7 protein-coding genes are annotated in these 13,119 nt (G+C 72.0%); 6 read left to right on the top strand and 1 reads right to left on the bottom strand.

The genetic code is table 11. From position 1 onward, the window contains the following. Positions 1–1,573, top strand: a 1,573-nt coding sequence (locus K336_RS16035; RefSeq protein ID WP_051245685.1) for a glycosyltransferase family 39 protein, incomplete at its 5' end; no start/stop codon positions are given. A 354-nt stretch (positions 1,574–1,927) separates the two neighbouring features. Here K336_RS16035 and K336_RS0110755 read toward each other — a convergent pair. Beyond that, positions 1,928–4,474, bottom strand: a complete 2,547-nt coding sequence (locus K336_RS0110755) for a DEAD/DEAH box helicase (protein WP_028707026.1) — start codon at positions 4,472–4,474, stop codon at positions 1,928–1,930. A 296-nt stretch (positions 4,475–4,770) separates the two neighbouring features. Here K336_RS0110755 and K336_RS17155 point away from each other — a divergent pair, with 296 nt between their 5' ends. The 5 genes from K336_RS17155 to K336_RS0110725 all read left to right on the top strand — a co-directional run bounded on the left by K336_RS17155 (position 4,771) and on the right by K336_RS0110725 (position 12,663). After that, complete coding sequence (locus K336_RS17155) at positions 4,771–5,472, top strand: beta/alpha barrel domain-containing protein (protein WP_021797517.1); 702 nt, start codon at positions 4,771–4,773, stop codon at positions 5,470–5,472. Between the two features lie 205 nt (positions 5,473–5,677). Beyond that, positions 5,678–6,649 (top strand): C40 family peptidase, encoded by a 972-nt coding sequence (locus tag K336_RS17150; protein WP_155945072.1) that lies wholly within the window; start codon positions 5,678–5,680, stop codon positions 6,647–6,649. Between the two features lie 83 nt (positions 6,650–6,732). Further along, the gene (gene pgi, locus K336_RS0110740) at positions 6,733–8,409 is read left to right on the top strand and encodes a glucose-6-phosphate isomerase (protein WP_021797509.1); all 1,677 of its coding nucleotides are present in this window, start codon (positions 6,733–6,735) and stop codon (positions 8,407–8,409) included. 625 nt (positions 8,410–9,034) lie between these two features. Continuing rightward, complete coding sequence (locus K336_RS0110730; RefSeq protein WP_233418756.1) at positions 9,035–9,562, top strand: serine dehydrogenase; 528 nt, start codon at positions 9,035–9,037, stop codon at positions 9,560–9,562. A 317-nt stretch (positions 9,563–9,879) separates the two neighbouring features. Then, positions 9,880–12,663: an FAD-binding and (Fe-S)-binding domain-containing protein gene (locus K336_RS0110725; protein WP_028707024.1), complete on the top strand. Its 2,784-nt coding sequence runs from the start codon at positions 9,880–9,882 to the stop codon at positions 12,661–12,663. The last annotated feature ends 456 nt before the right edge of the window (positions 12,664–13,119 follow it).

Raw genomic sequence — 13,119 nt, 5'->3', positions numbered from 1 at the left:
CGTCGTCGACGGGGGCGGGCGCCGCGCCGGGGGCCGGGCGGGGGCGGCCGCGTTCGTCTGCTACCTCGCGGTGGCCCTGTGGCTCAGCGCCCACGACCTCGTCTTCCCCGACGCGATGAGCCGGGTCGCGAACGGCTACTACGTCCTGTTCAGCCGGGATCCGCACCTGGCCGCCATCGGCTTCGTGTGGAACCCGCTGCCCTCGCTCGCCGCCATTCCGCTGCTCCTCGCCACGCCGCTGTGGCCCGCGCTGGCGTCCAGGGCGCTGGCCGGGTGCCTCGTCTCGGCGCTGTGCGGGGCCTGCTCGGTGGCGCTCATGCACCGGCTGCTGGGCCGGCTGGGCGCCGGCCCGGCGATGCGCCTCGTGCTCACCGCCGTCTTCGCCCTCCACCCGCTCGTCCTGCTCGGCTCGGCGGCGGGGGCGAGCGAGGCGATGCTCCTGGTGGTGTGCCTGTACGTGGCGGTCCACCTCGTGGACTGGCTGACCGGGGCCGATCCGTGGCAGCTCGTCCATGTGGGCGTCGGCGCCGGGGTGGCCTACCTCGTGCGCTACGAGGCGCTCGCGGCCGGCGCCGCCGCGGCCCTGCTCGTCCTGCTCGTCTCGTGGTGGCGCTCCCGTCACCGTCGGAGCGCGGCGGGTCTGGCCCTCACCGACATGGTCCTCGTCGCCGCCCCGGTCGCCGCGTCCTTCGGGCTGTGGGCGCTGGCGAGCAAGGTGATCGTCGGCTCGTGGCTCGAGACCTTCACCTCCCAGTACGGCAATTCGGCCCAGGTCGGCACCTTCCGGGAGTCCATCGAGGGGATCATCGGCGCGGGCACCCACGCCCACGTGGCCTACATCGCGACCCAGCTGGCGAACACGGCCCCGCTGGCCGTGCCCCTCGTCCTCGTGGCGCTCGTCGTGGCGCTGCGACGGCGCGAGGCGACGCCCCTGGCCCCCGTCTTCGTGCTCGGCTCGGTGCTCGCCTTCCAGGCTCTCACCTTCCTGCGCGGGATGTCCTTCGGCTGGCTGCGCTTCCAGATCGCCGCCGTCCCGCTCGGCGTCGCCGCCGCCGGCTACCTGGCCGGCGTCCTGACCGGCCGGGGCCGGCCGTCCGCGCCGCGCCGTGTGCTCGCCGTGATGCTGGGGGTGGCGATGGTCGCCACCCTGCCGCTGGCCTGGAGGGCCGAGCGGAACCCGAGCCTGGCCCGCGAGGAGGCGCTGGCCGTCCAGGTCGCCGATGGCGGCCAGTACCCGATGGAGCGGCGGGTCGCCGCCGACATCGCGGCGATGGGCCTGGGCCGCGGCGCCGTCATCACCGATGTCGCGTACTCGTTCCCGATTGTCCTGAGTGCCGAGGATCCGCGGGTCTACGCGATCACCACGGATGAGGACTTCGATGCCCTGTTGGCCGATCCTCGGTCGAATGGGGTGTCCTACGCCCTTCTCACGTCGCCGGACACGGCCCCGGCCGATGCCGTCGCCGAGCGCTACCCGGGCATGTGGGAGGACGGCGCCGGCCGGGCCGAGATGGCGCGGCAGTGGAGCGACGGCCGCGGGCTGACCTGGCGGCTGTACCGCTTCACCGGCTGAGACCGGCCCGCCCGATTCCGCGACGCGCGCCGAACGGCGGCCCGGCTCGGCGGCGCCGGCCGGCGCCGCCCATGGGCCGCGACGAGAGCCCGCCCGTCCGGAGGCCGGCGGGGCATGCGGGGCGTCATCACCGGCGGACTCCACGGCCCCGCCCGTCCGGGGGCCGACGTGTACTTCGCATCACAGGGCCGCCCCCGACCACACGGCCCCGCCCGTCCGGGGCCGCCGACCTGCTCGTTGCGCCCCGCTGGGGGGAACGGATCCTGCTCGGCCGGGGCCGGACCTGCCGGACCGCTTCGCGGCGGACCGCAGGTGGTGCCGTCGAGGCCGGCCGGCCGCCCGTCCGGGGCCGTGTCAGGCGTCGCCTGCGCCGTCCATGCGGCCGAAGCGCACGACGTGGACGACGAGGTCGTCGGCCTCGTCACAGGCGTCCAGGTCGATCGTCGCGGTGATCGCCCAGTCGTGGTCGCCCTCGGGATCGGCGATGGTCTGACGCACCGTCCACAGCCGGCCCGCCTCGTCGATCCGCAGGTACTGCGGGCCGCGCGCGTCGGCGTCGGTGCCGATGTCGTCGTGCTCGTCCCAGTAGTCGCCCAGGGCGTCGTCCCAGTCGCCGCGACCGAAACTCGCGCCCGGATCGGACGCGTCGAGGGCGGCCAGGGCGTCGACGTCGTCGGCGGCGGCCAGCTGCACGCGGCGGAACATTGCGTTGCGCACGAGCACCCGGAAGGCCGACCGATTGGCCGACAGGGCGCGGTCGGCGGCGGCCGGTTCCGGCTCCTCCCCGACGGGCCCCGCGTCGGAACCCATCCGTGCCCACTCGTCGAGGAGCGAGGAGTCCGTCATGCGGACGATCTGCCCCAGCCAGTCGAGGATCTCGTCGAGGGCCGGCGTCCGCGCGGCGAGCGGGACGGTCTGGCGCAGGGCGCGCAGGGCGTCCGACAGATAGCGCAGCACGGTGCCCTCGGAGCGCTGCACCTTGTGGAAGGCGCAGTACTCGCCGAAGGTCATGGCCCGTTCGTACATCTCGCGCACGACGGCCTTGGGGTGCAGCGGGTGGTCGGCGAGCCACGGGCGCGTGGCCGAGAAGGCGGTGAACGCGGCCTCGAGCTCGTCGGCCAGGGGCTCCGGGTGACCGATGTCGTCGAGGGCCGCCATGCGCTCCAGGTAGTCCATGCCGTCGGCCTTCATCTCGGCGATCGCCTCGTCCCTGGCCCGGCGCTCCTGCGCCCTCAGGACCGGCCACGGGTCCTCCAGGGTCGCCTCGATCGTGCTCACGACGTCGAGGGCGTAGTCCTCGTCCTCCGGGTCGAGCAGCTCGAGGGCGGCCATGGCGAAGGCGCTGAGCGGCTGGTTGAGGGCGAAGTCGTCCTGGAGGGCCGGGTTGAGGTCGTACCGGCGCCCGCCGGGCGTCGGCTCGTCGCGGCGGACGACGACCCCTGCGGCGATCATCGAGCGGCCCAGCTGGACGGCCCGGCGCAGCAGCCGCGCGCGGATCCTCCGGTCGTCGACGCAGGCGTCGACGATGTGGACGAGCGCGGCCCCGGTGTCCTCGTCGCGGCCGAGCAGATTGAGGATCATCGAGCTGGTCACCCGCATGCGCGCGTGGAGCGTCTCGGGGGCGGACTCGATGAGCTTGGTGAAGCTCGCCTCGGTGTAGTTGACGAAGCCCTCCGGCGGCTTCTTGCGGCGGACGCTGCGGAGCCTCCTCGGGTCGCCGGCGAACTTCGCGGCGATCCGGGCGTTCTCCACCTGGTGCTCGGGAGCCTGCGCGACGACGTGGCCGATCGTGTCGAACCCGGCGCGGCCCGCGCGCCCGGCGATCTGGTGGAACTCGCGGCTGCGCAGCAGGCGCTGGCGGCGCCCGTCGAACTTGCTCAGCGAGGTGAACAGCACCGTGTGGATCGGCACGTTGATGCCGACGCCGAGGGTGTCGGTGCCGCAGATCACCTGGAGCAGGCCGCGTTGGGCGAGCTGTTCGACGAGACGGCGGTACTTCGGCAGCATGCCGGCGTGGTGGACGCCGATCCCGTGGCGCAGCATCCGCGGCAGGGTGGCGCCGAAGCCGGGCGCGAACCGGAAGTCGCCGATGGCCTCGACGATCTCGTGGCGCTGCTCGGTGCTCACGAGACGGACGCTCATGAGCGCCTGGGCCTGCTCGGTGGCGAGCCTCTGGCCCGAATGGACGATGTAGACCGGCGCCTGGCCCGTCTCGACGAGCTCGCCGATCGTCTCGTGCAGGGGCGTGAGCGCCCAGTGGTAGGTGAGCGGCACAGGGCGCTCGGCGTCGGCGACGACCGTGGTGCCCCGACCGGACCAGGCGGTCAGCCTCCGCGACAGCTCGGTGACGTCGCCGAGCGTGGCGCTCATGACGACGAACCGGCAGTCGCCCAGCTCGGACAGCCCCACCTGCCAGGCCCAGCCGCGGTCGGGGTCGGCGATGAAGTGGAACTCGTCCATGATGACCAGGTCGACGTCGGCCGCCGCGCCCTCGCGCAGCGCGATGTTGGCCAGGATCTCGGCGGTGCAGCAGATGATCGGGGCCTCGGGGTTCACCGAGGCGTCGCCGGTGACCATGCCGACCAGGTCGGCGCCGAAGACCTCGCAGAGCGCGAAGAACTTCTCGTTGACGAGGGCCTTGATGGGGGCGGTGTAGTAGCTGCGGCCGCGGGCGGCCAGCGTGACGAAGTGCGCCGCCGTGGCGATGAGCGACTTGCCCGAGCCGGTCGGCGTCGTGACGATCGCGTTGTCCCCGGCGAGCAGCGCCAGGAGCGCCTCGCTCTGGTGGGGGTACATCGACAGCCCCTGGCCCGCCACCCAGCCGTCGAAGGCGTCGAACAACGCGTCGGGGTCGTGGGCGAGCGCCCCGGCGGGCAGCAGGTCGGTCAGTGTCCGGATCATCGCGGCCAGTCTAGGAGCGTCCGGCCGGGGATCCCGGTCGGGTCGGTGGGGCGTCCGGGCGGGTCTTCCAGGGGTCGGGTCGGCGTCGTCGTTCGTCGTCCCTCCTTCCCCTCCCTCTTCGGCTCCCACCTCGCTTTTGTGCTGACACCCGGGATATGTCCGGGGCGGGAGCACACAGGTGAGGTGGGGGCGCATATGTGAGATGGGAACGGGGGCGGTGCGATGGCGGGGAGGGAAGACGACGATGCGGACGGCGGAGAGGCGGACGACGGGAGGGCCGGGCCTAGAATCGACCCGTGAACGAGACGAGCCCCGCGAGCGGGACGAGCCCGAGCGGGGCCGGCGACCCGGCTGACGGGTCGGCCGCCGCGCCCGCACCGCTGCCGCGCGAGCTCGAGCTCGCGCGGGCCCTCGTCGTCCTGCCCGACAGGGGCGTCGACAGGCTCATGCCGATCATCGAGGTGCTCGTCCAGGAGGGGCTGGACGTCGTGGCCGTCGAGCTCGCCGAGGGGGGCGACCCGGCCGGGCTCTTCCCCCTGTACTCCTTCCGCGCCTGCCTCGGCGCGGCCCGCGTGTCCAGCGCCGTCCACGCCCGCCGTGCGGTCGACCTGGGCGCGGCCTTCGCGCTGTGCCCCGACCCGAGCGATGAGGCCCTGGCCGTCCTGCGGGACGGGGGCGTCCCGGCGATCTGCGAGGCGCTCACCCCGAGCGAGGTCCGCGCCGTCTGGCGCCGCGGGGTCGCCGCCGTCGAGGTGACGCCCGCCGACGTGCTGGGGGAGCGCTACCTCAAGGCCCTGCCCGCGATGGTGCCCGAGGCGCGCCTCGTCGCCGGCGTCCAGGAGATCCGGACGGGTCGCAGATGGCTGAACGAGGGCGCGGTTGCCATCGATGTCACCGATCCGGTCCTCTCCCGGGTCCTCGTCTCCGGCGACCACGCCTCGTTGCGCAAGCGGGCCGCTGAGGCGGCCCAGCAGCTGGGCCGGCAACGTCGCCGCTAGTCAGGGGCTCAGGGTTCGGCTCAGGGAACCCTGGTTCTCTCAGGAACGCGGCACGGCTCGCCCGGGTCCCCGGTGGAGGACGGCTGGTTTCTGAGATTCCAGGCACCCGAAGTTGAACTTTTCTCAGGAACCGTCGTATGGTGGAGCCCGGTCGGTCCCCCTCCCACTGACCGCTCCCTGATCCGAACGAGGAACGAGGAATGCTGTGACTGCACGCCGAGCTATGCTGGACGACGAGGTCGTCAAGATCGCTGAATCCGCTGTCGCCCCGCGCCGCGCTGTGATGCCGGCCCTGGCCGACATGGCCGTCTCCTCCCGTTCCGAGGCCACCGCCGAGCTGCGCGTCATCGATGGTGCCTCGTCCCGCACGGCCTCCAAGGGCGCCCGGGGCCGTCATCGTGTCGCCGCCCCGGCCGCCGCCGTCGCCGCGGTCTCCGCCCTCGGCGTCATCTCCAGCCTCGTCCCCGCCGCCGCGACGAGCGGCTCGGCCGCTCCCGCCGGCGTCGACAGCGCCACCGGTGGCCACGAGGCGGTCTTCAGCGCCAACGCCCTCAACGCTGTGAGCGAGGGTCAGGCCTCCACCGACGCCCTCAACGATGACATCAGCGCCCTGGCCGACCTGAGCTCCGGCATCGACACCGCCGCCGCCGATGCGGCTGTCAAGGCCGCCGACAGCGAGCAGGCCGCCAAGGACAAGGCGGCCGCCGACAGGAAGGCCGCTGCCGCCGCCCTCGCCCAGCAGGAGGCCTCCTCGAGCGCTGCCAGCGCGCAGGGCAGCTCCCCCGCCGCGGGCACCACCTCGGGCTCGGGCTCGGTCACCGCCTCCAGCGCCTCCGCCCAGGCCGCCGTGAACTTCGCCATGGCCCAGATCGGCAAGCCCTACAAGTACGGCGCCAGCGGCCCCGACGGCTACGACTGCTCCGGCCTCGTGATGGCCGCCTACGCCTCCGCCGGCGTCTCGATCCCCCGCACGAGCGAGGCCCAGCAGTCCGGCCTCACCTCCGTCTCCCTCAGCGATCTGCAGGTCGGCGACCTCGTCTTCTTCTACGGCGGCAGCCATGTCGGCATGTACATCGGCAATGGTCAGGTCGTCCACGCGCCCACCGAGGGCGATGTCGTCAAGATCAGCGACATGAACTCCATGGGGCCCACCGGCGCGGCCCGCGTCGCCGGATGATCCTCCGACCTTCTTCCCGACGCCCCGCGGCGCAGACCGCGGGGCGTTGCTCTTGATGCGGGTCCGCGCCGTAGGCTGGGCCCATGAACTCCCCAGTTGATCCCACGACCACCGGCGCCTGGGCAGAGCTCAGCCGACTGCACGGCGAGCTGACCGTCGACTTCCGCACCTGGTTCGCAGACGATCCGAGGCGCGCCGAGACCTACACGCTGACCGCCGGCGACCTGCTCGTCGACCTGTCCAAGAACTACCTGACCCCGGTCGTGCGCGACGCCCTCGTGCGCCTCGGCGAGCAGGTGGGGCTCGAGGCCCGCCGGGACGCCATGTTCGCCGGCGAGCACATCAACACCACCGAGGACCGCGCGGTGCTGCACACCGCCCTGCGACGCCCGGCCGCCGAGTCGCTCGTCGTCGACGGCGAGGACGTCGTCCGGCAGGTGCACGAGGTGCTCGACCGGGAGATCGCCTTCGCCGATCGGGTCCGCTCGGGCGAGTGGACGGGCGTCACGGGCAGGCCGATCACCACCGTGATCAACATCGGCATCGGCGGCTCCGACCTGGGTCCCGTCATGGTCTACGAGGCGCTGAAGCCCTACAAGGCCGACGGCATCGAGTGCCGCTACGTCTCGAACATCGACCCCACCGACATGTACGAGAAGACCAAGGACGTCGATCCCGAGACGGTGCTGTTCATCGTCGCGTCGAAGACCTTCACGACGCTCGAGACGATGACGAACGCGCGCATGGCCAAGAACTGGCTCATCAACTCGCTCGAGAACACGGGCGCCATCGAGCGAACCCTCGCCGCCCGCGAGGAGGCCACGGCGAAGCACTTCGTGGCGGTCTCGACCGCACTCGACCGGGTCGCCGAGTTCGGCATCGACCCGTCCAATGCCTTCGGCTTCTGGAACTGGGTGGGCGGACGCTACTCGGTCGACTCCGCTGTCGGCCTGTCGGACCTCATCGCCGTCGGCCCCGAGAACTGGCGGGCTCTCCTCGACGGCTTCCACACGATGGACCAGCACTTCGCCGCCGCGCCGCTGGCCGAGAACGTGCCCGCTCTCATGGGTCTGCTCAACGTCTTCTACTCGAACTTCTACGGAGCCCAGTCGCACGCCGTGCTGCCCTACTCGCAGTATCTGCACCGCTTCCCGGCGTACCTGCAGCAGCTCACGATGGAGTCCAACGGCAAGTCGACCCGCTGGGACGCCAGCCCCGTCGTGAGCCAGACCGGCGAGGTCTTCTGGGGCGAACCGGGCACCAACGGCCAGCACGCCTTCTACCAGCTGCTGCACCAGGGCACCCGCGTCGTCCCGTCCGACTTCATCGGCTTCGCCAACCCCGCGCACGCGCTGCACGAGAGCGGCAACGACGTCCACGCGCTGTTCATGTCGAACTTCTTCGCCCAGACGAAGGCCCTGGCCTTCGGGAAGACGGCGGACGAGGTGCGCGCCGAGGGCTGCGACGAGGCCATCGTCCCGGCCCGCGTGTTCAGCGGCAACCGCCCGACCACCTCGATCCTGGCGCCCGAGCTCAGCCCGCGGGTGCTCGGCGAGCTTATCGCCCTGTACGAGCACATCACCTTCACCGAGGGCGTCGTGTGGGGCATCAACTCGTTCGACCAGTGGGGCGTCGAGCTCGGCAAGAAGCTCGCCCTGCAGATCGCTCCCGCGCTGGGCGGGGACGCGGACGCCCTGGCGGCCCAGGACGGTTCCACCCGCGGACTCATCGAGAACTACCTGCGCCTGCGCAGGAGCTGACCGGACGACCCGTCCGACGGGGCGCGAGCGACCTGCCCTCGGGCCCTAGTCGTCGCCGACCGGTTGATTTCATCATCAGTCGGACAGCAGGAGGTGAGCAGCGCCATGGGGCGGGACCGATGCTTCGAGGACCCCTGTGCTGGAGGACCCGCGTCGCCGCGTCGGGCGGAACGAGAACGGGCCCTGCTGGAATGACCAGGTGAGGAGGGCGATGGAGGCCCGTCGGCTGGGAGCACGGCTCCGCGAGGGCAAGCCCAAGAGCTTCCGTCCCGTGGTGGGCAGGTTCTGATGCCCGACCAGACGCCACTGTTCCGCGCCGAGAACTCCGCCCGGTACGAGCGTCAGGCACTCGTTCAGGATGATCAGGAGCTCACGGGGTCCGATCCCGTCGTCGTGATCGATCAGGTCACGACGACGGACATGACCGTGCTCGAGGAAGCTCCTCGTCGATCGCGACCCCGCCGAGGATCTGCATCTGCTCCTGTCCTCGCCGGGTGGTGACGGAGAGACTGCCTTGCGCATGGTCCGTTCGGTGCAGCTGCGCTGTCGGGGACTGACTGTTGTCGTGCCGGACATGGCGAGGAGCGCGGCAACGATCCTCTGTCCGGGGGCGCACCATATCCTCATGGGTCCTGGTGGCGATCTCGGACCGATCGGTCCCCAGATGCTGTTCCCCGGCGGCGACGGCAAGCCCGCAGTGGCCAGCCCCGCAGTGGCCAGCGCGAAGGAGGTCGTCGCTGCTGTCGCCGAGGCCGAGGAGCGCATCAAGGTCAACCCCGACTCCTTCCCGCTGTTCGCCTCGCTGTTGTCCGATGCCACCATGCTCATGGTCGAGCAGGCCAGGGCTGCGCTGTCGCGCTCCGGGGCGTTGATGCAGGAGGCCTCGAGGGCCCAGGGGCGCAGCGAGGAGGACGTGCAGTCGATTGGCCTCCAAACACTCGAGGAACCGCTCATCGATGCGCCTGCCAGCCACTCTGCGGTGATCTCTGTCGATCATGCGGCCGGTTGTGGCCTTCCTGCTGATCGGGCCGACGTGGGCAGCGAGCGGTGGAGACTGATCTGGAGACTGCGGACGCGCCACTGCGCCTTGGGCTGCTGGCCCATGGGCGGCCGCGCCATCCATGAGGGGGCGCGCGCCTCGCACGCCGGGTGACGCCCCTGCGCGCGGCTCAGAGGGCTCGTCCGGAACCTGACGATGTCAGGCACGATCCTCCGAGCCGGAGGGCCGGAGGCCATGGTCCTGAACAGGTCTCCGGAGCGCCCCCGGACGCGGCGCACGGTGCCGACGCCCGGCCGCGTCGTCGGGCCCCGTGGGCCCGAGGATGCGCCTCCGGGACGCCCGGTCCCGGATATTCCCCGAACTGATACGGACCCTGCTGGTCCCTAATCGCCCCGAGGGGGCTATCGTCGACAGGAGAGGCAACGACCCGGTCGGCGCCAGCGACGCGCCGGCCCTTGCGAGGAGGCGAGATGTCGTCCACCACCATCAACAAGGAGATCGGCACGACCCGGCTGATCGATCGCGTCGGCATGGCCCACGACGCGTCGCACTATCTGCTCATCCCCGAGGTCGTGATCACCGCCACCGATGCGGCCCACGTGGCCTCGGTGATGGCGCAGGCGCACCGCGACGGCAGGCACGTCACCTTCCGCGCCGGCGGCACGAGCCTGTCCGGCCAGGCGCTGAGCGACTCGATCCTGCTCGACGTGCGCAAGAACTTCCGCGGTGTCACGGTGCTCGACGGCGGCGAGCGGGTGCGCTGCCAGCCCGGCGCCACGATCCTCAACATCAACGCGCACCTGGCCCGCCACAACCGCAAGCTCGGCCCCGACCCGGCGTCCTCGCGCGCCGCGACGATCGGCGGCGTCATCGCCGACAACTCGTCGGGCATGAGCTGCGGCACCCAGCTGAACTCGTACCGCACCGTCGAGTCGATGGTCATCGTGCTGCCCAGCGGCACCATCATCGACACCTCCTCGCCCAGCGCCGACGAGTACCTGCACCGCGCCGAGCCCGAGCTGTGGGAGGGCCTGGCGGCCCAGCGGGACCGGCTGCGCGCCGACCCCGAGGCCGTCGCGAAGATCGAGCAGCAGTACGCCATGAAGAACACCATGGGCTACGGCGTGAACTCCTTCATCGACCACGACGAGCCGGTGCGCATCCTCGAGCATCTCATGATCGGCTCCGAGGGCACGCTCGGCTTCGTCGCCGAGGTGACGCTGCGCACCGTCCCGATCCAGCCCCACGCGGCCACCGCGCTGCTCATCACGCCCGAGCTCAGCGTGGCCACCGACGCGCTCGAGGACCTCATCGCCAACGGCGCCAAGTGCCTGGAGCTCATGGACGCCGCGAGCCTGCGCGTCGTCCAGAAGTACCCCGAGGCCACGCCCGAACTGGCCGCCCTCAACGTCCGCGAGGACTCCGGTCTGCTCGTGGAGGCCCTCGCGGACTCCGAGCAGGAGCTCGTCGAGCGCATGGACGCCCTCAACTCGGTGCTCGGCGGCCTGCCGATCGCCGATCCGCCGCGCTTCACGAAGGACCCGCGCGAGCGCGCCAACCTGTGGCAGCTGCGCAACGGCCTCTACACCTCGGTCGCCGGTTCGCGCCCGGCCGGCACGACGAACCTCCTCGAGGACATCGCCGTCCCCGTCGGCGATCTGACCGCCCAGACCGAGGACCTGCGCACGATCTTCGCCGCCAACGGCTTCAACGAGGCCGTCATCTTCGGCCACGCCAAGGACGGCAACATCCACTTCATGGTCACCTGCGACTGGAACAACCCGCACGACATCGAGCGCTACGAGGCGTTCACCGAGGACATGGTCTCCTCGGTGCTGGGCCACAGCGGCACGCTGAAGGCCGAGCACGGCACCGGCCGCGTCATGGCCGCCTACGTCGAGCGCCAGTGGGGTCCCGAGATCTACGACGTCATGAAGACCGTGCGCCGCCTGGCGGACCCGGACTCCGTGCTCAACCCGGGCACGATCATCACGGACGACCCGAGGATCCACATGAAGCACTTCAAGATGATGCCGCCGGTCGACGGCTTCATCGACCGGTGCGTCGAGTGCGGCTACTGCGAGCCGACCTGCCCGTCGAAGGACCTCACCCAGACCCCGCGGCGCCGCATCGCGCTGCTGCGCTCGATGAAGGTGCTCTCGCCCGAGGCCGCCGCCGACATCCGCAAGGACTACGCCTACGAGGCCGTCGACACGTGCGCCGCCGACTCGCTGTGCTTCCTGGCCTGCCCGCTGCGCATCGACACCGGCAAGTTCATGAAGCGCTTCCGCGCCGCCCGCCACACGAGCCCGTACAAGGCCGTCATGGACGCCGCCGCCAAGGGCTGGGGGCCGATCGTCTCGGTGCTCCAGGTGGCGCTCAACGTCGTCGACAAGGTGCCGAGCCCGGTCATGACCGGTGTGACGACCGCGGCCCGCGCCGTGCTGCCCAAGGACGTCATCCCGCTGGTGGGCGACGACCTGCCGGCCGGCGGCCCGAAGCGCCCGTCGCCGCAGTCCACCTCCGCCGATGACTTCGTGTTCTTCTCCAGCTGCATGGGCGCCCTGTTCGCCCCGGCGGAGCGCAGCTGCGGCGGCGGGGCCGGCGCGAGCTTCACCAGGCTCGTCGAGAAGGCCGGGCTGCGCGCCCGCGTCCCCGAGGGCCTCAGCAAGCTGTGCTGCGGCACGGTGTGGGTGTCGAAGGGCTTCACCGACGGCGCCGACGAGATGGCCCGCAGGGTCTACGACTCGCTGTGGGAGGCCAGCGAGCACGGACGCCTGCCGGTGGTCTGCGACGCGGCGAGCTGCACCCACGGCCTGGAGGAGACCGCCAACCACCTGAAGGGGGCCGAGGCGGAGAACTGGGCGAAGGTCACGGTCTACGACGCGACCACCTACGTGGCCAGGTTCGTCCTCGACCGGATCCAGCCGCGTTCGAAGGCCGGCTCGGTCGTGATCCACCCGAGCTGCTCGATGCGCCATCTCGACTGCGTCGAGGACACGGTGGCCTGCGCAGAGTTCGTGAGCGACGACGTGACCGTGCCGGTCAACGCCGGCTGCTGCGCCTTCGCCGGCGACCGCGGCCTGCTCCACCCGGAGCTGACCCGTTCGGCGACCCGAGCCGAGGCCGCCGAGGTCGCCGAGCGCGAGTACGACGAGTACGTCTCGGCGAACCGTACCTGCGAGCTCGGCATGAGCCGCGCCACCGGCCACGAGTACCGCCACGTGCTGGAGGTGCTCGCCGAGCACGTGTGAGCCGGTGCCGGGCCGAGGTGTGACCACCGGCCCGGCGGGCATGACGCGGTGGGCCGCCCCGACGGGGCGGCCCACCGCCGTGCGCGGCGGCCGTCCGGCGTCCGGGTCGTCCGTTCCGCGCCCCCATGCGGCTCTCCCGTACGGGGCTCGGCGGGCCGGTGAGCGGTGCGCGACCCGGCTGCGCGACCCGTCGCGGGGACTCCGGTGCGGATCGGCACGGTCGAGTCCGGTTCCGGCGTCGCGGGCCGGGGCCGCATCCCCGGGGGCCGCATCCCCGGGCCGACCGCGCGTCGGAGCGGTGCGCGGCCATCGTCCCCGTGTCCGGCGGGGCCGATGCGTCATGAGGGTGCAGCACGTCGTCCTCGTGCCATCGCTCCCGCGCCCGCCGGACCGATGGCCGGCGGGGCGGACGCCCGCTCCGCCCCGCTGCCCGACGCTGCACGGCGCGGGGGCCGC

The organism is Propionibacterium acidifaciens DSM 21887, from assembly GCF_000426605.1.
Taxonomy (GTDB): Bacteria; Actinomycetota; Actinomycetes; order Propionibacteriales; family Propionibacteriaceae; genus Propionibacterium; species Propionibacterium acidifaciens.
This window is presented reverse-complemented; position numbering and strand designations above follow the sequence as displayed.